Below are 19444 nucleotides of genomic sequence, written 5' to 3' on the forward strand. Positions count from 1 at the left end.
ATAGGTCAATGACTATCAAGAGAGTTGCGATCGTTGGCTGCGGCATCGGCCGTTCCCACATCGTCGAAGGCTACTTGCCGCATCCCGAGAAGTTCAAGGTGGTGGCGATCTGCGACCTGAACGAAGAGCGGCTGCGCGAGATCGGCGACGAGTTCGACATCGCCAAGCGCACGACCTCGTTTGCCGACGTGCTGGCCGATGAGAGCGTCGATATCGTCGACATCTGCACGCCGCCCGGCATTCACCTGGAGCAGGTGGTGGCGGCGCTGGCAGCGGGCAAGCACGTCATCTGCGAGAAGCCGTTGACCGGCTCGCTTTCCGGCGTCGATATGATCATCGAAGCTGAGAAGGCGGCCAAAGGGACGCTGATGCCGATTTTCCAGTATCGCTACGGCGACGGCATCGAAAAGGCGAAACGGATCATCGAGGCGGGTATCGCGGGCAGGCCCTATATGGGCTCGGTGGAAACTTTCTGGCGCCGCACGCCCGAGTATTACTCCGTGCCCTGGCGCGGCAAGTGGGCGACGGAGCTTGGGGGCGTGTTAGTCACCCATGCGCTGCACCTACACGATATGCTGTTGCATCTGATGGGTCCGGTGTCGAAGGTGTTCGGCAGGGTCGCAACTCGCGTCAACGACATCGAGGTCGAGGATTGCGCCTCGGCAAGCCTATTGATGCAGAGCGGCGCCTTCGTGTCTCTCTCCTGCACGCTGGGCTCCCAGGAGGAGATCAGCCGGTTGCGGCTGCACTTCGAAAACGTCACCTTCGAAAGCAATCATGAGCCTTACTCACCGGGTAAGGATCCATGGAAGATCATCGCCGCGAATGACGATGTGCAGGCACGCATCGACGCCATCATCGGCAATTGGCAACCGGTCGCGCCGCGATTCACCACGCAGATGGAGCATTTCCACGCCTATCTCAGCGGCAATGGACCACTGCCGGTGACGACAAAGGACGCGCGCCGCGCGCTGGAACTCGTGACCGCCATCTATCAATCGTCCGATACCGGCAGCGAAATCATCCTGCCGATCGGATCGGACAGCCCGAAGTACGCCGACTGGCGTGCTCGCACGAAATAATGGACCAGGGAGGATCCTGAGATCATGGCAACAAGCGTCGTTCTCCAGAAGGTCGAAAAGCGCTACGGCGCGCTTGATGTTATCCACGGCATCGACCTGAAGATCGATCCCGGCGAGTTCGCGGTCTTCGTCGGCCCGTCAGGCTGTGGCAAGTCCACGCTGCTGCGGATGATCGCGGGTCTCGAAGAGATCACCGGCGGCGCGCTGCTGCTCGACAACGAGCGGATGAACGAGGTGGCTCCGGCCAAGCGCGGCATCGCGATGGTGTTCCAGTCCTATGCGCTCTATCCGCATATGTCTGTCTATAAGAACCTTGCCTTCGGGCTTGAGACCGCTGGCTACAAGAAGACCGAGATCCAGCCGAAGGTGAAGCGCGCCGCCGAAATTCTGCAGATCGAGAAGCTGCTAGAGCGCAAGCCGAAGGCTCTCTCTGGTGGCCAGCGCCAGCGCGTGGCGATCGGCCGCGCGATCGTGCGCGAGCCGCGCATCTTCCTATTCGACGAGCCGCTTTCCAACCTCGACGCGGAACTGCGCGTGCAGATGCGCGTCGAGATTTCCCGGCTGCATCGCAGCCTTGGCAACACGATGATCTACGTCACCCACGACCAGGTGGAAGCCATGACCATGGCCGACAAGATCGTGGTGCTGAACTCCGGCCGCATCGAGCAGGTCGGCGCGCCGCTCGACCTCTACAACAATCCCGCCAACCGCTTCGTGGCAGGCTTTATCGGCAGCCCGAAGATGAACTTCCTGCAGGCGAGGGTCGAGCAGGTCGGTGAGGCCGAGACGACCATCAACGTCTGTGGCAACGCCGTTCGCCTGCCACGGCGGCTGAAGGCCGCAGCCGGCCAGACCATCACCTTCGGCATCCGTCCGGAACATCTTTCCGTACTCGAAAATAGCGGCCTCACGCTTGCGACTGTCAACATCGACCTCGTCGAGAATCTTGGCGGCGCCACCATGCTCTATGCGAAGACCCCGGACGGACAGCAGTTGACGATTGCGCTCGACGGACAGCAGAAGGTCGAACGCGGAACGAATGTGAAAGCGTCCTTTGACCCGACACGGTGTCACGTCTTCGATGCATCCGGCGCAGCCATCTAGCCGCGCTTGACAGCTGATCCCGCTCTGGCCATGATTTCAATAGGATAGGCCGCGAAAGGGAAAAGCGTGACGCCTGAAGATCGGATTCATGCGCTCGGCATATGGCAGGGTCCGATCGAAATCGTGCCGATTACAGGCGGCATCACCAACCGGAACTATCTGGTGCGGGATCGAGCGGTGCGCCGCGTGGTCCGGCTCGGCGAAGATATCCCTGTCCATCACATCAGCCGGCAGAACGAGCTTGCCGCAAGCCAGGCTGCACATGCCGCAGGGCTTTCGCCTCAAGTCATCCATCATGCGCCTGGTGTGCTCGTCCTCGACTACATCGACTCGAAGGCGCTCTCGCCTGAGGACATTCGGCGTCCTGAGATGCTGGAGCGGGTCATCCCGCTGGTGCGCGCCTGCCACCATGACATCGCCCGTGAATTTCGCGGTGCGGCGGCAATCTTCTGGGTGTTCCATGTCATCCGCGACTACATCGCCAATCTGGAGACCGCCAACAGTCGCTATCGCCAGCTTTTCCCGGATCTGCTCGCCAAGGCCGAAAGGCTGGAGGCGGCGGGCGGCCCGTTCGAAATTGCCTTCGGCCACAACGACATGCTGGCCGCCAACTTCCTCGATGACGGCAAGCGGCTCTGGCTGATCGACTGGGACTATGCGGGGTTCAACACGCCGCTTTTCGATCTGGGTGGCCTTGCCTCCAACAGCGAGTTTTCCGAGGCGACCGAGCGATCCATGCTCGAGACCTACTACCGGATGCCGTTGAGTGCTAATCTCTGGCGGCGCTACCAAGCCATGAAGTGCGCATCGCTGCTGCGCGAGACACTCTGGAGCATGGTGTCCGAAATCCATTCCACCATCGACTTCGACTACGCCGGTTATACGGCCGAGAATTTAGCGCGCTTCGAGCGCGCCTATGACGCTTTTGAACAGGATCGTTAATATGACGAAGGAATTGCCAAAGACCGCCAAGGCTGTTGTCATCGGCGGCGGGATCATCGGCTGCTCGACGGCCTACCATCTCGGCAAGCTCGGCTGGACGGACACGGTGCTTCTGGAACGCAAGAAGCTGACTTCGGGCACGACCTTCCACGCCGCCGGGCTGGTCGGCCAGCTGCGCACCAGCGCCAATATCACCCAGCTGCTCGGCTATTCCGTCGATCTCTACAAGAAGCTTGAAGCCGAGACCGGGCTAGGCACCGGCTGGAAGATGAATGGCGGCTTGCGCCTAGCCTGCAACGAGGAGCGCTGGACCGAGGTCAAGAGACAGGCGACGACCGCGCAATCCTTCGGGCTCGAGATGCAACTGCTGACACCGCAGGAGGCCTTCGACCTCTGGCCGCTGATGACAATAGACGATCTCGTCGGCGCGGCCTTTCTACCGACCGATGGACAGGCCAATCCATCTGACATCACGCAGGCGCTTGCCAAGGGCGCTCGCATGTCCGGTGTCTCGATTTTCGAGGATACCGAGGTTCTCGACCTCGAAATCGACAAGGGCCGGATTCGCGCCGTCATCACCGAGCATGGCCGCATCGAGTGCGAACGCGTCGTCGTCTGCGCCGGCCAGTGGACGCGCGCCTTTGCGGCCCGCTTCGGCGTCAATGTGCCGCTCGTATCCGTCGAGCACCAGTACATCATCACCGAATCCTTCGGCGTGCCCTCGAACCTGCCGACGCTGCGCGACCCGGACCGCCTGACCTACTACAAGGAGGAGGTCGGCGGTATTGTCATGGGCGGCTACGAGCCGAACCCGATCCCGTGGGCCAAGGACGGCATTCCCGAAGGCTTCCACTACACGCTGCTCGACAGCAATTTCGATCATTTCGAACAGATCATGGAGCAGGCGCTTGGCCGCGTTCCGGCACTCGAGACCGTCGGCGTCAAACAGCTGCTGAACGGGCCGGAGAGCTTTACGCCTGACGGCAATTTCATTCTCGGCGAGGCGCCGGAGCTGAAAAACTTCTTCGTCGGCGCCGGCTTCAACGCCTTCGGCATCGCCTCAGGTGGTGGCGCCGGCATGGCGCTTGCGGAATGGGTTGCCAAGGGCGAACCTCCCTACGACCTCTGGCCGGTCGATATCCGCCGCTTCGGCCGCCCGCATTTCGATACGGACTGGGTGCGCACGCGCACGCTTGAAGCCTATGGCAAGCACTATACGCTGGCCTTCCCCTTCGAGGAGTATTCGAGCGGCCGGCCATGCCGCAAATCGCCGCTCTACGATAGGCTAAAGGCGCAGGGGGCGTGCTTCGGCGAAAAGCTCGGATGGGAGCGGCCGAACTGGTTTGCCGATCTCTTCGCCAACGAGGAACCGAAGGACATCTACACGTACGGCCGTCAGAACTGGTTCGAGGCCGTCGGGCGTGAACATAAGGCCGTGCGCGAGGCCGCCGTGATCTTCGATCAGACGTCTTTCGCCAAGTTCGTGCTGAAGGGGCGTGATGCCGAGGCGGCACTGTCGTGGATCGCCTCCAACGACGTGGCAAAGCCGGTTGGCTCGCTTGTCTACACGCAGATGCTGAACGACAAGGGCGGCATCGAGTGCGATCTAACCTGCGCCCGCGTGGCTGACGACGAGTATTATATCGTGACCGGCACCGGCTTCGCGACTCATGACTTCGACTGGATCGCACGCAATATTCCCGATGGGATGCACGCGGAACTCGTCGACGTCACCTCCGCCTATTCCGTCCTGTCGCTGATGGGGCCGAATGCGCGCGCCGTTCTCGAGAAGGTGACAAACAGCGATGTTTCCAATGCCGCATTCCCCTTCGGGCGCGTCAAGACAATCGGCATTGCCGGCTGCCCGGTTCGGGCGCTGCGCATTACCTACGTCGGCGAACTCGGTTACGAGCTGCATGTGCCGGTCGAATACGCAACAACGGTCTATGACGCGCTGATGGCGGCGGGCGCTCCGCTGCAGCTGACCAATGCCGGATATCGCGCCATCGAGAGCTGCCGTCTCGAAAAGGGTTATCGCGCCTGGGGTTCGGATATCGGCCCGGATCACACACCTGTTGAAGCCGGGCTCGGCTGGGCGGTGAAGACGAGGAAGAACACCCCCTTCCGCGGCCGAGAGGCGATCGAACGGCAGCTCGCGTCAGGCGTCAGGAAGATGCTTGCCTGCTTCGTTCCCGTTGATCCTGAAGTCGTGCTGCTCGGCCGCGAGACGATCTACCGTGACGGCAAGCGCGTCGGCTGGCTCTCCAGCGGCGGCTTCGGCTACACGGTCGGCAAGCCTATTGGTTACGGCTATGTGCGCAATACGGACGGCGTGAGCGATGACTTCGTGCTGTCCGGCAGCTACGAACTCGACGTGGCGCGCGAGCGGGTGCCTTGCCGCGTATCGCTGTCGCCGCTGTACGATCCAGAGATGGTGAGGGTGAAGGCCTGATAGGCGCGTATCGCCCCTTGGGTCGTCATTCCTGTGATTGCCACAGGAATCCAGCTACCGCGCGTCGGCATGGTGAATGACTATTGGAAAACAGTCTCTCGCGCCCAAGGACTTGGGCGCACTGGATCCCCGTGTCAAGCACAGGGATGACGGCGTAGGCCGGCGCTAAACCCGGCCATCGTCACTGATGCAAGGGCGCCAAACGGGCACGGAAAAATCCGTGCCGTGACGAGCGCGCTCATCGCAGTTCCCTTCAGAAAAGCGGGAGCTTGTTGTCCTGGATGAGGATTTCGAGCTTGTTCGCCACGTCCTCGGTCCAAGCGAGATTTCCGGTCAACGCAGAGGGGAAGAGACCCGGTAGACCAAACAGGGCCTTCGACACGGCGCCGCCGTTGCGCGGCACATCGGCCAGCAGTGCGGCAATTTCCGCCGCGCGGGGATCGCGCAATTCGTAGCGTTCGCCGTTCCCGTCAACGCCTAGGGTATAACGCATCCAGGCAGCCACCGCGATCGCGTACGTCTCCGCCTTGCTGCCATCAGCCAATGCCTCGGTTGCCGGCTCCAGAAGACGCTGCGGCAGTTTCTGCGTGCCGTCCATGGCGATCTGATAGGTCCGGTGGGCGATCGCCTTGTTTGCAAAGCGTGCGATCAACTCGTCGGCATAGGCTTCCAGATCAATACCGGGCACTGGATCGAGCGTGTCCGCAGCCGCGTTCATATGGCGGCGTGCCAGGGCTGCTAGACCGGCGTCGTCCATGACGTCGCGGATAAATTCATAGCCGCCTATATAGCCGAGATAGGCGAGCAGCGAATGCGCGCCATTGAGCATCCGCAGTTTCATCTTTTCGTAAGCCGAGACTTCCTCGACCATCAGCGCGCCGGCCTTTTCCCATTCCGGGCGGCCGTTGGCGAAGTGGTCCTCGATCACCCATTGCGTGAAGGGTTCGGTCTCGATCGCCGCCAGGTCCTGCCGGCCCGTCAGCCTTTCGGCATCGCGATAGGTGGCGTCCGTGCTTGCCGGCGTGATGCGATCGACCATGGTCGACGGGAACGGTACGTTTGCCTCGATCCACTGGCGAAGCTCCGGATCGATGCGACTGGCGAACTCGAGCGCGAGCCGCTTCAATACGGCGCCGTTGCTCGGCAGGTTGTCGCAGCTGAGCGGCGTGAATGGCGCTGTACCCTTGGCGCGACGGCGCGCAAGACCTTCGACCAGATAGCCGATGACGCCGCGAGGCGCGTGGCGGTTGGCAAGATCAGCCGCAATGTCGGGGTGCTTCAGGTCGAGCCCGCCTGTGGCGGAATCGAAGCCATAGGCCTTTTCCGTTACCGTCAGGCTGACGATGCGGATGTCCGGGTCTTCCAGTCTTGCAAGCAGGTCGCCGGGATTGCGAGTGGCGACATGGGCGCGCAGGATCGGGGCGATGACATGCGCTGTTGTGCCCGAGGTATCGCGCACGAGCATGGTGTATAGCCCGTTCTGCTCGTTCAGGTGATCGGCGACGTCGGCCGTGCGTAGGCTTGCGACCTCGATGCCCCAATTGCCGCCGGCGACGGCAATCGCAGCATCGGTAAACGGTGCGAAGTGGGCGCGAAAGAACGCGCCCGGACCGAGATGCAGGATACCCGGTTTCAATGCCTTGCGATCATAGGCCGGAAGCTTTGCGGTCGGCGCCAGGCCGGAGAGGCTCGTCAGACGTTCGGTCACAGCTTGTATGCCTTCTTCGCGTTTCCGTAGGAGAGTTCGCCGGCGACGATCTCGGCTTCCTTGCGGGACATCCGGTGTTCGGTCACGAACTGAGCCAGGAAGCGGCAGACCTCGCGGCGCCAGACATCGTGGCGAGCCGGGATCGACAGAAGCGCCCGCGTATCGTCGTTGAAGCCTGCCAGATTGGCGAAGCCGGCCGTCTCCACCACCTGGTCGAGATAGCGGCGAATACCGTTCGGGCTGTCGTGGAACCACCAGGGCGGGCCGATCATCAGGCAGGGCCAATGTCCGGCCATCGGCGCGAGTTCGCGGGCATAGGTCGTCTCGTCGAGCGTGAACAGCAGCACGCGCAATCCCGGTGCATGGCCGTATTTTGCCAGCATGGCCGAGAGACCGCCGACCCAATCGGTCGGCGTCGGGATATCAGCGCCCATGTTCGGACCGCGGGTCTGGAACAGCTCGCGATCGGTGTTGCGGCGCGAGCCGGCGTGGATCTGCATCGTCATGCCGTCTTCGGCCGAAAGCCCCGCCATTTCGGTGAGCATCTGGCCGCGGAAGAGTTCCGCGTCCTCGGCGCTCAGCGTGCCCTTGTGCGCCTTGTCGAGCAGGCGCTGCTTATCGGCAAGCGGCAGGTCCGCGGTGAAGGCCGTCGGTACGCCATGGTCGGTGGCGTTCGCGCCATATTGGCGGAAATAGGCGCGGCGCTTGCGATGGGCGTCGATCAACCCATCCCACTTCGTCACGTCGCAATCGGTGAGTTCGCCGAGTCGGACGAGGTTTTCGCGGAAGCCGACGGCATCCGGGTCGGTGACGCTATCCGGGCGATAGGTGGTGCGGACGCGGCCGATCCAGCCGTCCTTGGCCATCGTCTGGTGATGCACCAGCGGGTCGAGCGCACCTTCGGTCGTAGCGATCGTCTCAATACCGAAGCGCGTGTGTAGGGCGCGCGGGCGAAACTCCGGCAGCGCCAGCTGCGTATTGATGTAATCGTAGAGCGCGTCGGCATTCTCAGGCGTCAGCGGCTCCTCGCAGCCGAGGACGGCCGACATCGCGTGATCGACCCAGAGGCTGGAGGGCGTGCCACGGAAGAGATGGTACTGCGCGGCAAAAACGCGCCAGATGTCACGGCCCTTGGCGACCGGCTTGCCGTCCAGGCGCGGAACGCCAAGATCGTCGAGCTTGACGCCGACGCTGTGCAGCATGCGGAAGAGATAATGATCCGGAATGACGAGCAACGAAGACGCATCCTCGAACGGCTTGTCGTCGGCAAACCACGACGGCTCCGTATGCCCGTGCGGGCTTACGATCGGCAGTGCACGAACCGTCTCGTAAAGATCCCGCGCGACCATTCGGGTTGCCGGATCGGCTGGAAAGAGCCGGTCCGGATGAAGAAAGCCGTTTCCAACATCCATAAGAATTCCTCCCTGAGGGCTACCGGCCTATCCCACAAGTCGGTATGCGGCAAGGGCTTTTAGTAACCAAACGGTTCAGTTTTGCAAATCGCCCTGCCCGCCCCTCGAAATGATTGACCGCACGGACTATTTCCGCTTTTCAGATGCGGACGAAATTGGCCGCTTGCGGCAAGGAGGTTCCATGTCCGACGAGACAAGCCGCGTGATAAAGCTCGAGGAAATTGTTGCTCACCAGGCGAAGACGATCGAGGAGCTATCCGACCAGCTGGCCGAGCAATGGAAGGTCGTGGAGCAGACGCGCGCCAAACTCGATAGATTGACGGAGCGGTTCCTGTCGCTTGAGGAGCAGTCTCTCGACGCCCCTGCCATCACGCGACCTCCGCACTACTGAGCTGCCGGCAGCCCTTGTTTTTGACCGCCGGAATACCTATTAAGAGGAGCGTGAGGACGACCTCCCCCTCTATGGGCATCAACTCGGGACGACCCGAACATTCCCATTGGGGGTAGTCATGCGGAAAACCGCAGATCGTATCCGTCACGCCATCAGCTTCGAACTTGTCGGACTAGCACTCGTCACCCCGCTCGGGGCACTGGCATTTGGCATGCCCATGGCCGACATCGGCGTGATCGGCGTTGCCGGCGCGACGCTGGCGACGCTGTGGAACTACATCTACAATCTCGGCTTCGACCACCTGATGCAGCGTCTGACCGGCGGGACGCGGAAGAGTGTCGCGATCCGTGTGTTGCACGCCGTCATGTTCGAGGTGGGACTGCTTTTGGCGCTGCTACCGATGATCGCCTGGTACCTGGGCATCAGCGTCGTTCAAGCGCTGATGATGGACGTGTCCTTCGCACTTTTCTACATGGTCTATGCCTTCGTCTTCAACTGGGTATACGACCGTGTCTTCCCGCTGCCGGATTGGCAGCCGGTCGCGCAGCAATTATAAAGCAGCTCTACCGATGAAAAGAAAACGGGACCGCCTTTGCCGGCGATCCCGTTGATTTTCAAGGCGTGACCGATCAAGTGATCAGACATTGCCCATGCAGAGATACTTCATTTCCAGATAGTCCTCCGCACCGTGGCGTGAACCTTCGCGCCCCAAGCCGGATTGCTTGATACCACCGAAGGGCGCCGTTTCGCTTGACATCAGGCCGGTGTTGATACCGACCATGCCGTATTCGAGCGCCTCGGCAACACGCCAGACCTTCTTGAGTTCGCCGGCGAAGAAGTAGGCGGCGAGGCCGAATTCGGTGTCGTTGGCCTGCGCGATCACATCCTCGACGGTATCGAAGCGGAAAAGTGGGGCGACGGGACCGAAGGTCTCTTCGCGAGCGACCTTCATTTCGCGCGTGACACCTGTTAGCACGGTCGGCGTGAAGAACGTGCCGGCACCCTCGACGCGCTTGCCGCCCGTAACGATCCTCGCGCCCTTCGACACCGCATCCGCAACGTGGCTTTCGACCTTCGCCAGCCCCTGCTCATCGATCAGCGGGCCGATCGTCACACCCGGCTTGAAGCCGTCGCCGACAGACATTTCCTCCACCTTTGCGGCAAGCTTGGCGGCGAAGGCATCGTAGACGCCCGACTGCACGTAGAGACGATTGGCGCAGACGCAGGTCTGGCCGGCATTGCGGTACTTAGACGCCAGAGCGCCTTCGACTGCCGCATCGAGATCGGCGTCATCGAAGACGATGAAGGGGGCATTGCCGCCAAGCTCGAGGCTGACCTTCTTGATCTGGTCGGAGCACTGACGCATCAGGATACGACCAACCTCGGTCGAGCCGGTGAAGCTGATCTTGCGCACCTTGGCGTTGCCGCAGAGTTCCTTGCCGATCGCCGGGCCGTCTTCGCCAACGATGACGTTGAAGACGCCGGCCGGAATACCGGCCTGCTCGGCTAGAACGGCGAGCGCCAGAGCCGACAGCGGCGTCTGTTCTGCCGGCTTGGACACGACGGTGCAGCCAACGGCGAGCGCCGGGGCAATCTTGCGGGTGATCATCGCGGCCGGGAAGTTCCAGGGCGTGATGGTGCCGACGACGCCGACGGGCTGCTTGATGACGATCATCCGCTTGTCGTTCGACGGCGCGGGGATCGTCTCGCCATAGATACGCTTGGCTTCTTCCGCATACCATTCGACATAGGCCGCGGCATAAAGGATCTCGCCGCGGGCTTCCGCGAAGGGCTTGCCCATTTCGGCCGTCAGGATCGCCGCCAGCTCATCCGCATGGGCGACCATCAGGTCGAACCACTTGCGGAGGATCCCGGCGCGCTCCTTGGCCGGACGCGCCGCCCAGGCCGGCTGCGCGGCATAGGCGGCATCGATTGCTTCCCGCGTTTCCGCGGCGCCCATATCCGGTAGCGAAGCGAGCACCTCACCGGTCGCGGGATTGAGGACATCGAAGGTCTTGGTCGCGCCGCCTGATGTCCAGACACCGTTGATGTAACCGGCGTCGCGCAGGAAAGGCGAGGAAAACGGAACGTGTTTTGTCAGTGCAGTCGTGAATGCCATGTCATGTAACTCCAGGCAAAGAGGCCTTCGCCTTACTTGCCGCTTGCTTCGAGGATCGAGGCTTCCAGAATGTCGAGCGCTTCGCCGAAGACATTGTCCTGAATGGTGATCGGTGCGAGGAAGCGGATGACGTTCCCGTGCACGCCACAGGTCAGAAGGATCAGGCCCTTCTCTAGCGCGATCAGGCGGACTTTGTTGGCGAATTCGGCGCTCGGCAGCTTCGTCGTCTTGTCGTTGAACTCGACGGCGTTCATGAAACCCGGGCCGCGGATGTCGACGATCTCGGGTGCCTTCTCGCGGAGCGATTCAAGGCGCTGCTTGAGCCGGCTGCCAAGCTGGTTGGCGCGGTTGCAAAGATCTTCGTCCTTGATGACGTCAAGAACCGCATGGGCGGCCGCGATACCAAGCGGATTGCCACCATAGGTGCCGCCAAGACCGCCCGGTCCCGGCGCATCCATGATCTCTGCACGACCGGTAACGGCGGCGAGGGGGAAGCCGCCGGCAAGGCTCTTTGCCATGGTCATCAGGTCGGGGGCGACCTCATGGTGATCCATCGCGAACAGCTTGCCTGTGCGGGCAAAGCCCGTCTGGACTTCGTCGGCGATGAGCAGGATGCCGTGCTGGTCACAGAGCTCGCGCAGTGCCTTCATGAAGGAAACCGGCACTGAGTAGAAACCGCCCTCGCCCTGAACCGGCTCGATGATGATCGCGGCGACACGCTGCGGATCGACATCGGCGGCAAACAGCTTCTTCAGCGCGGCCAGCGACTGATCCGGCGTCACGCCATGAAGCTCGACTGGGAACGGCACGTGGAACACATCGCCCGGCATCGCACCGAAGCCAACCTTATAGGGCACGACCTTGCCTGTCAGCGCCATGCCCATGAAGGTACGGCCATGGAAGCCGCCACCGAAAGCAATGACGGCGGAGCGACCGGTCGCTGCACGGGCAATCTTCACGGCGTTTTCGACTGCCTCGGCACCTGTGGTGACGAAGATCGTCTTCTTCTCGAAATTGCCGGGCGTCAGCGCATTCAAGCGCTCGGCGAGGTGCACGTAGTTCTCGTAGGGAACGACCTGGTGGCAGGTGTGGGTGAAGTGATCGAGCTGTTCCTTGACGGCAGCGATCACGCGCGGGTGGCGATGACCGGTGTTGAGAACGGCGATACCTGCCGCGAAGTCGATATAGCGGCGACCTTCCTTGTCCCAGATCTCGGCATTCTCTGCGCGGTCGGCATAGATCTGCGTGGTCATGCCAACGCCGCGCGAAATGGCAGCATTCTTCCGGTCTGTAAGAGTGGTCGCGGTCATCGGTGTGTTCCTGCGCTCTGGAATGTTGGGAAACGATCTTGCATAACTTCTGCAAGACATGTAAAAAATTCCTACATTTTTCCTGCAAGAAATCAAGCGGCATTTTGTGCTTCAAACCGACGTCGTTTTCGGCGATGGTCGCGCAAGAAAAGAAGAGCCGGAGACGGCCTCAAGAAAACAAAACGAACCGGGAATAATTGGCTTATGAGCAACGGGACGTCGGTGCGCTACAAGGTAGCGGAGGCGGCAAAATCAGCGGGCGTTTCCGCGTCCACCCTGCGCCTTTGGGAAAGCCAGGGGCTTGTCGTTCCGGATCGGTCGGAGACCGGGCACAGGCAATACACCACTGAAGACGTCGCGCGGATAAAAAAGATAGCCTGGTATCGAACTGAACGCGGGCTCAACCCGGCCGCCATCCGCGAAGCGCTGGAAAGCGAAGAGCCGTCGGAAAGCTCCGATTCGGCGGACACGTCTGATCTTGGGCGGCGGCTGCGGAGCCTGCGGCATGGTGCGGGAAAGACATTGGATCAGGTCGCCGGCGACGTCGGCATTGCTGCATCGACGCTGTCGACCCTCGAGCGCACATCGCAGGGCGTGAGCTTCAAAACGCTGCACGACCTTGCCGAATATTACGGCACCACAGTTTCCCGTCTCTCCGGCGAGGAACGAGACGACATGCCCGAGGTGGTTCGCGCAGGCGCCTGGCACACGTGGCCCGAAACGACACCTGGCGTCACGGTTCAGCTTCTCGCCGAGGGCCGTACGATGATGGATTGCCACCGTTTTGTGCTCGCGCCCGGCGCGGCAAGTGAAGGCGCCTATCGGCACGAAGGCGAGGAGTTTATGCACGTGCTCTCGGGGCGGCTGGAACTGGTGCTCGATTCCGATCAGTTCTTCGATCTCGGACCCGGCGACTCGCTATACTTCGAGAGCCGCCGCTACCATTCCTGGCGGAACCGTCACGACGGCGAAACCATTCTTATATGGATCAACACGCCGCCGACATTCTAAGCCTTGGCGGTATCGTCCACGATGGCTTTGCGCTATAGCGCCAGAAGTGACAGTTTGAGTGAGAGACGAGATTGATGGCAGCCACCATACGTTTCCATGAGGGTGATATCTCTGCAGCGGATGCCGCGCGCTACACCGGAGCTATTGCGATCGATACCGAAACTCTCGGCCTCGTGCCGCGCCGCGACCGGCTATGCCTTGTGCAGCTCTCGCCGGGCGACGGTTCGGCTGACGTAATCCGCATCGCTGCCGGCCAGAAGGACGCACCGAACCTGATTGCGATGCTGGCGGATCCTTCCCGCCAAAAGATCTTCCACTATGGCCGCTTCGACATCGCCGTTCTGTTCCATACATTCGGCGTCACTACGCAGCCGGTCTTTTGCACGAAGATCGCCTCGCGCCTCAGCCGCACCTATACCGACCGGCATGGCCTGAAGGACAATCTCAAGGAAATGCTTGAGGTTGATATTTCCAAGGCACAGCAGTCTACCGACTGGGCCGCCGCGACCTTGTCGCAGGCGCAGTTGGAATATGCCGCCTCCGATGTGCTTTACCTGCATGCCCTGCGTGACAAGCTGACCGAACGGCTCGTGCGTGATGGCCGCATGGATCACGCCAAAGCCTGCTTCGAATTCCTCCCTACCCGCGCCAAGCTTGATCTGCTCGGCTGGGAAGAAGCTGACATCTTCGCGCACAGCTAAGATATTTCTGGCTTTTTTGACAGATGGGACCGGCGCGGCCCAGCCGTGCACCGATCATTAGCGATTCGTTAACCGCCGCGTCGTTAAATTCTTTACCACTTTTTATGCATTCGACGGCGCGATGGAGCGCCACGTCGCGCAGGTAGGACTGCCGGGGAATGCGACGGGCCGGATGAGCGCGGCCTTCTTGTAACCTGCTTTCACCGCACTTTACGAAAGAAGGAGCATGACATGTTGACTCCGGTTCGTTCAGCGTCAAATACGAGTTTATCCTCCCAAGGCCAGACGGCCGCCGTGAGCGGCGACGTCTTGGTGCGCGCTTCGAGCGCTGTTGCGCCGGTCCACCAGATTCAGAGCGCGGATCTCAATTCTTCTGTTGCCGGCAAACTCAACATCCTCCTGCTGGCAGTGCGTGCCCGCATGGTCGATGCCCTCCTTGATGTGCTGAATGCGACCAGCGATGCGGTTTCAATCCCGCGGGAGGAAGATGAACCCGATCTGGCCTTTGCCTCCCGCCTGGCGGCCGCGATTCAGAAGTTGCCGCCCGCAAAAATCGAACAGCTCGAGCGTCAGCTTGCAATGCAAGGCCACGCAGTACCGCTTCGGTTGTTGGCCGAGGCACTGCGGAACCCGGCCGGACCGGAAGCCGCCCGCATCGCCACCTATCTCGAAACCATTCGTTACAAGGATCGCGATCTGGCGACCCGCGCCGTCGTTCGCTCCTACGGCCAGAACGATGCGTCGCCGCCGCGTCAGGAGCAGCGAGGCGAAATCAGCATCCATCGGGACAATCTCACTGTAGCGCCGGGAGCTCCTGTCACGACGAAGCGGGAGCCAGAGACTCCGCGACAGACGGCGCTCGTTGCCGCCGCCTACCTCGATGCAGACAGCGCGCCGGTTCAACCCATTGAACATTCCGCGGACAAGCCGATCGCCAAACCGGCTGTCGAGGCGACGCTCGAAGAAACGTTGCCCGAGATCGGCGAAGTCTTGGATGAAAGCATGGCATCCGGGGAGAAAGTCGAGCCGGCGCAGGAAGCCGCACAGGCAGGCACGCACGGCCCCGTATCCAAAGGCGATCCCATCATTCCGAAGAGTTGGGCGGCGATACCCGCGTCGCTCTCGGATGATACGACAAAGCTGATCGTGACAATCATTCGGGACCAGGAAGCCGAAGCTCTGGTCGAGGTCGCCGATCCTGATCCTGCAGTCGAAGTCGACATCATCCTCGATGAGACGATCCTTGCCGATCTGCCGGAAGAGTTGATTGCGCTGCATGATCGCGCGCCGTCCCTACCGGAAGGCGTGGCGCGCCAATCGTCGCTTGTCGCCGAACAGCCGGTTAGCGAAGCAGCTGCCACAACTGCGAAAAAGCATCCTGCTCCGGAAATCTCACCGCCCTTGATCGTACAGCAGGCCATCGACGAAACCTATGCGCCGGTACTGATGAAAATCGTCGAAGGCGTGCCCTACGCGATGCAGCCCTACGATTTCTCAAAGGACGAGGCCGACGATAGCGGCGCCCGCGAGATGCATCGCCAGGATCACAATGGCGGCGAGTCGTCGGAGGAGGAGGAGGATGCGGAGAAGCAAGGCGAGCCGTCGAACGAGGACCCGACGGGTGTTGTGATCGACGACGAAGCCGCCGCTGCCTTGGCCGCCCGAGAACGCGCGATCAAGGCCGGGACACCGCCGCACCGGCCGGCACCGCCGCTGCCGATGGCAGCGGCAAACGCGGACGACGCCTATATGCTCTACCGGCGCAAGGTCGACTGGGAATAGCGCGCACACTTGCATGGGCAGCGCAAATGCAAAGAACCCGCCGGATCGCTCCGGCGGGTTCTTTTATTCTTCAAGCCTGAGGCTGGCGATTATTCGCCGCCGCGGTTCTTCAGAGCCGCGCCGAGGATGTCGCCGAGCGAAGCGCCGCTGTCGGACGAACCGAACTGAGCAACAGCTTCCTTCTCTTCTGCGATTTCCAGAGCCTTGATGGACAGCATGATCTTGCGGTCCTTCTTGGAGAAGTTGGTGACGCGGGCGTCAACAACCTGGCCAACCGAGAAGCGTTCCGGACGCTGCTCATCGCGGTCGCGCGACAGGTCTGCACGGCGGATGAACGAGGTGATGTCTTCGTGGTCGACGAGCTTCACTTCGATGCCGCCATCGTTGACTGCGATCACTTCGCAGGAAACGACTGCATTCTTGCGCAGGTCGCCGGAAGCTGCTGCTTCGCCGACAGCATCCTTGCCAAGCTGCTTGATGCCGAGCGAGATGCGCTCCTTTTCGACGTCAACATCGAGAACGACCGCCTTGACGACGTCACCCTTGTTGAACTCTTCGATGACCTGTTCGCCCGGACGGTTCCAGTCGAGGTCGGAGAGGTGCACCATGCCGTCAACATCGCCGTCGAGGCCGATGAACAGGCCGAATTCGGTCTTGTTCTTGACTTCGCCTTCGACTTCAGTGCCAGCCGGATGGTTGCGAGCGAATGCTGCCCACGGATTTTCCAGGGTCTGCTTCAGGCCGAGCGAAATACGACGCTTGGACGGATCGACTTCGAGAACGACGACTTCGACTTCCTGGCTCGTGGACAGGATCTTGCCGGGGTGTACGTTCTTCTTGGTCCAGGACATTTCCGAGATGTGGATCAGGCCTTCGATGCCCGGCTCCAGCTCGACGAACGCACCGTAGTCGGTGATGTTCGTGACAGTACCGGAGATCTTCTTGCCTTCCGGATACTTGGCCTGGATGCCATCCCACGGATCCGACTCGAGCTGCTTCATGCCGAGCGAGATGCGGTGGGTTTCCTGGTTGATGCGGATGATCTGTACCTTGACCTGCTGGCCGATGGACAGGATTTCCGACGGATGGTTCACACGGCGCCATGCCATGTCAGTGACGTGCAGCAGGCCGTCGATGCCGCCGAGGTCAACGAACGCACCGTAATCGGTGATGTTCTTGACGACGCCGTCAACAACCTGGCCTTCTTCGAGGTTCTGAACGATTTCAGAACGCTGCTCGGCACGGGATTCTTCCAGAACCGTACGACGCGATACGACGATGTTGCCGCGACGCTTGTCCATCTTGAGGATTTCGAAGGGCTGCGGGTTGTGCATCAGCGGGGTAACGTCGCGGATCGGACGGATGTCGACCTGCGAACGCGGCAGGAAGGCAATCGCGCCATCGAGGTCAACCGTGAAGCCGCCCTTGACCTGGTTGAAGATAACGCCTTCAACGCGCTCGCCAGCTTCGAACTTGGCTTCGAGCTTGACCCAGCTTTCTTCGCGGCGAGCCTTTTCGCGCGACAGAACAGCTTCGCCGAGCGCGTTTTCGATACGCTCAACGTAAACTTCGACTTCGTCGCCGACCTTGAGGGTGCCGTCCTTGGCCTTGGCGCCGAATTCCTTGAGCAGAATGCGACCTTCGACCTTGAGGCCGACGTCGACAACCGCGGAGTCCTTCTCGATTGCCGTTACGATGCCCTTGGTGACATAGCCTTCGGCCAGGTCGTGCTTGGCAAAGGACTCTTCGAGAAGGGCCGCGAAATCTTCGCGAGAGGGAGTAGCTACTGACATGAAATCTCCTGCATATCCGAATCCGGATATGTATGCGCCGGTTGGTTCGTGTTGAACGGGCCTGAACCCAGTCCGCCTCCTCATCGGGAGGCAATCCGGCGCTTGGACGGAATTTCAGGCTTAGTCTTCAAAAGCGACCCAGACATGGCCCGGGCAAATCGCTCGAATTCAGATATTTCGGCTCAAAGCTGCATCGATGATCGATTTCGCAGCTTGAAACGCGGCCTCTATACTCATTTCCGACGTATCAAGCAAGTGCGCGTCTTCGGCTGGTTTCAAAGGGCTATCAGCCCGTCCCATGTCGCGTTCGTCGCGGCGCTTGACGTCGTCGAAAATGGCATCGAAATCGGCAATTCCTCCCTTGCCTTTTATTTCGTCGTAGCGCCGCTTGGCCCGAACCTCGGGACTTGCAGTTACATAGAGCTTCACCGGCGCTGCCGGGCAGACGACGGTGCCAATATCACGGCCGTCGAGCACCGTACCTGGCGCCTTTTCCGAAAACCGCCGCTGCGCCTCCACCAGTGCACGCCGCACGCCAGGCATGACCGCGATCTTCGAGGCGGCCTCGCCGATCTCGTGTTTCGAGAGTATATCGCGATCGAGACCCGCCAGTTCAACATCGCGGGCCATCTTTTCCGCCACCGCCTCGTCGTCGAGCGTGAGGCCGGCATCGAGCAGGGCCTTTGCCGTCGCGCGGTAAGTCAGCCCCGTGTCGAGATGGTGAAAGCCGTAGGTCTCGGCGATCTTGCGCGATAGCGTTCCCTTGCCGGCGGCTGCGGGTCCATCGATGGCGATCGTGAACTGTTTGATGGTCATCTGTCCGCTCATTTCTCTGTCAATCCGCCGTAGCGACGGACGAGATCGACCATGTCTTCCTGACCGGGCTCTTCACCGAGACCGGCAACAACACCTTCGCGATCGGCAACGGGCCGATTCTGGCTGACCTTCCACTTGCCTTCGATCGTGGCAATCTCGATTTCGACCCCGATGATGCCTTTCATCTGCGCGCGGATGAAATCATCCGGCGCATCGCCCACTGCCCAGGGCCTGTCGCGCGGCCCTTCCTGTTGCGTGGTGATCGCGTTGATCTGCCGGAGCAGCCAATCCGCATCGTCGATGACGCGCGCCTTGCCCCTCGCTTGTACGATCGCGTAGTTCCAGGTCGGCACGACTTTGCCGGTCTCCTGCTTGGTCTGGTACCAGGACGGCGTAATGTACGCATCAGCACCCTGGAAGACGGCGAGCACATCGGCGCCTGCCTCGATATCGCGCCACTGCGGATTGGCCCTGGCGAGGTGGAGACGCAGCGTCCCCTTTTCGGAGGCTGCGGAATCGACAAGGAAAGGCACCGAATTCGCCATCAACCCCGACGCGCCTGCCGTAATCAGCATGCCGAGCGGATGCGCCCGGATCAGGGCGTGCTGGACGCTCAGGTCTTCCTCGCGAAAATGCGGTGGCTGGTACATTCCTTGGCACCCATTCAGCAGCCGGCGACAAGCCGATCTGCCCCGAAAATGAACAATCGCCGGCTCAGTACCACAACTGGCGGCACCGGTCATCCGGCTTGCATCAGCGATGCTTGAAGTTAGGCTTTGACATGCCGAGCTGCAACGATTATGGGGACCGGCTTATAAATT

Annotated in this window: 16 protein-coding genes; 9 read left to right on the forward strand and 7 right to left on the reverse strand. The window is 61.2% G+C overall.

Annotated features, from left to right (window positions below; genetic code table 11):
* The first annotated feature begins 8 nt into the window (after positions 1-8).
* The 4 genes from FHT77_RS07110 to FHT77_RS07125 all read left to right on the forward strand — a co-directional run bounded on the left by FHT77_RS07110 (position 9) and on the right by FHT77_RS07125 (position 5580).
* A complete protein-coding gene (locus tag FHT77_RS07110) occupies positions 9-1082 on the forward strand; it encodes a Gfo/Idh/MocA family protein (protein ID WP_183753731.1) in 1074 nt (357 codons plus the stop codon).
* A 24-nt stretch (positions 1083-1106) separates the two neighbouring features.
* Entirely contained in the window at positions 1107-2186 is a 1080-nt protein-coding gene (locus FHT77_RS07115) for an ABC transporter ATP-binding protein (RefSeq protein ID WP_183753733.1), read from the forward strand.
* 66 nt (positions 2187-2252) lie between these two features.
* Entirely contained in the window at positions 2253-3128 is an 876-nt protein-coding gene (locus FHT77_RS07120; RefSeq protein ID WP_183753735.1) for a phosphotransferase, read from the forward strand.
* 1 nt (position 3129) lies between these two features.
* Positions 3130-5580 (forward strand): FAD-dependent oxidoreductase, encoded by a 2451-nt coding sequence (locus FHT77_RS07125; RefSeq protein ID WP_183753736.1) that lies wholly within the window; start codon positions 3130-3132, stop codon positions 5578-5580.
* A gap of 253 nt (positions 5581-5833) precedes the next feature.
* Here the strand turns inward: FHT77_RS07125 and FHT77_RS07130 are convergent, their stop codons facing one another.
* Positions 5834-7288 (reverse strand): mannitol dehydrogenase family protein, encoded by a 1455-nt coding sequence (locus tag FHT77_RS07130; protein WP_183753738.1) that lies wholly within the window; start codon positions 7286-7288, stop codon positions 5834-5836.
* Positions 7285-8700 (reverse strand): glucuronate isomerase, encoded by a 1416-nt coding sequence (uxaC, locus tag FHT77_RS07135; protein ID WP_183753740.1) that lies wholly within the window; start codon positions 8698-8700, stop codon positions 7285-7287. Before uxaC ends, FHT77_RS07130 begins: the two co-directional genes overlap by 4 nt.
* Positions 8701-8881: 181 nt before the next feature.
* Here uxaC and FHT77_RS07140 point away from each other — a divergent pair, with 181 nt between their 5' ends.
* On the forward strand, positions 8882-9091 hold the full coding sequence (locus FHT77_RS07140; protein WP_183753742.1) for a SlyX family protein: 210 nt from the start codon (positions 8882-8884) through the stop codon (positions 9089-9091).
* 118 nt (positions 9092-9209) lie between these two features.
* On the forward strand, positions 9210-9647 hold the full coding sequence (locus FHT77_RS07145; protein ID WP_183753744.1) for a PACE efflux transporter: 438 nt from the start codon (positions 9210-9212) through the stop codon (positions 9645-9647).
* An 81-nt stretch (positions 9648-9728) separates the two neighbouring features.
* Here FHT77_RS07145 and FHT77_RS07150 read toward each other — a convergent pair whose 3' ends face one another.
* Together FHT77_RS07150 and FHT77_RS07155 are read right to left on the reverse strand one after the other, a co-directional pair.
* Positions 9729-11210, reverse strand: coding sequence for an NAD-dependent succinate-semialdehyde dehydrogenase (locus tag FHT77_RS07150; protein ID WP_183753746.1), 1482 nt, complete (start codon positions 11208-11210; stop codon positions 9729-9731).
* Between the two features lie 32 nt (positions 11211-11242).
* Entirely contained in the window at positions 11243-12520 is a 1278-nt protein-coding gene (locus FHT77_RS07155) for a 4-aminobutyrate--2-oxoglutarate transaminase (RefSeq protein WP_183753748.1), read from the reverse strand.
* Positions 12521-12724: 204 nt separating this feature from the next.
* Between FHT77_RS07155 and FHT77_RS07160 the strand changes: the two genes are divergently transcribed.
* From FHT77_RS07160 to FHT77_RS07170, 3 genes are all read left to right on the forward strand, one after another.
* Complete coding sequence (locus FHT77_RS07160; RefSeq protein WP_183753750.1) at positions 12725-13531, forward strand: MerR family transcriptional regulator; 807 nt, start codon at positions 12725-12727, stop codon at positions 13529-13531.
* A gap of 74 nt (positions 13532-13605) precedes the next feature.
* Positions 13606-14232: a ribonuclease D gene (locus FHT77_RS07165; RefSeq protein ID WP_183753752.1), complete on the forward strand. Its 627-nt coding sequence runs from the start codon at positions 13606-13608 to the stop codon at positions 14230-14232.
* Between the two features lie 294 nt (positions 14233-14526).
* On the forward strand, positions 14527-16014 hold the full coding sequence (locus FHT77_RS07170; protein ID WP_312859733.1) for a hypothetical protein: 1488 nt from the start codon (positions 14527-14529) through the stop codon (positions 16012-16014).
* An 89-nt stretch (positions 16015-16103) separates the two neighbouring features.
* Here FHT77_RS07170 and rpsA read toward each other — a convergent pair whose 3' ends face one another.
* The 3 genes from rpsA to FHT77_RS07185 all read right to left on the reverse strand — a co-directional run bounded on the left by rpsA (position 16104) and on the right by FHT77_RS07185 (position 19273).
* Positions 16104-17807, reverse strand: a complete 1704-nt coding sequence (rpsA, locus tag FHT77_RS07175; protein ID WP_114710594.1) for a 30S ribosomal protein S1 — start codon at positions 17805-17807, stop codon at positions 16104-16106.
* A 168-nt stretch (positions 17808-17975) separates the two neighbouring features.
* Entirely contained in the window at positions 17976-18623 is a 648-nt protein-coding gene (gene cmk / locus FHT77_RS07180; RefSeq protein ID WP_183753756.1) for a (d)CMP kinase, read from the reverse strand.
* A gap of 8 nt (positions 18624-18631) precedes the next feature.
* The gene (locus FHT77_RS07185) at positions 18632-19273 is read right to left on the reverse strand and encodes an FMN-binding negative transcriptional regulator (RefSeq protein WP_183753758.1); all 642 of its coding nucleotides are present in this window, start codon (positions 19271-19273) and stop codon (positions 18632-18634) included.
* Positions 19274-19444: the final 171 nt, after the last annotated feature.

The organism is Rhizobium sp. BK181 (genome assembly GCF_014193305.1).
In the GTDB taxonomy this organism is placed as follows: domain Bacteria; phylum Pseudomonadota; class Alphaproteobacteria; order Rhizobiales; family Rhizobiaceae; genus Rhizobium.

Bases quoted from the DNA above. Each gene is read 5' to 3' on its own strand.
- FHT77_RS07110 (WP_183753731.1), top strand. From the start codon at position 9: ATGACTATCAAGAGAGTTGCGATCGTTGGCTGCGGCATCGGCCGTTCC.
- FHT77_RS07115 (WP_183753733.1), top strand. From the start codon at position 1,107: ATGGCAACAAGCGTCGTTCTCCAGAAGGTCGAAAAGCGCTACGGCGCG.
- FHT77_RS07125 (WP_183753736.1), top strand. From the start codon at position 3,130: ATGACGAAGGAATTGCCAAAGACCGCCAAGGCTGTTGTCATCGGCGGC.
- uxaC (WP_183753740.1), bottom strand. From the start codon at position 8,700: ATGGATGTTGGAAACGGCTTTCTTCATCCGGACCGGCTCTTTCCAGCC.
- FHT77_RS07140 (WP_183753742.1), top strand. From the start codon at position 8,882: ATGTCCGACGAGACAAGCCGCGTGATAAAGCTCGAGGAAATTGTTGCT.
- FHT77_RS07145 (WP_183753744.1), top strand. From the start codon at position 9,210: ATGCGGAAAACCGCAGATCGTATCCGTCACGCCATCAGCTTCGAACTT.
- FHT77_RS07150 (WP_183753746.1), bottom strand. From the start codon at position 11,210: ATGGCATTCACGACTGCACTGACAAAACACGTTCCGTTTTCCTCGCCT.
- FHT77_RS07155 (WP_183753748.1), bottom strand. From the start codon at position 12,520: ATGACCGCGACCACTCTTACAGACCGGAAGAATGCTGCCATTTCGCGC.
- FHT77_RS07160 (WP_183753750.1), top strand. From the start codon at position 12,725: ATGAGCAACGGGACGTCGGTGCGCTACAAGGTAGCGGAGGCGGCAAAA.
- FHT77_RS07165 (WP_183753752.1), top strand. From the start codon at position 13,606: ATGGCAGCCACCATACGTTTCCATGAGGGTGATATCTCTGCAGCGGAT.
- rpsA (WP_114710594.1), bottom strand. From the start codon at position 17,807: ATGTCAGTAGCTACTCCCTCTCGCGAAGATTTCGCGGCCCTTCTCGAA.
- cmk (WP_183753756.1), bottom strand. From the start codon at position 18,623: ATGACCATCAAACAGTTCACGATCGCCATCGATGGACCCGCAGCCGCC.
- FHT77_RS07185 (WP_183753758.1), bottom strand. From the start codon at position 19,273: ATGTACCAGCCACCGCATTTTCGCGAGGAAGACCTGAGCGTCCAGCAC.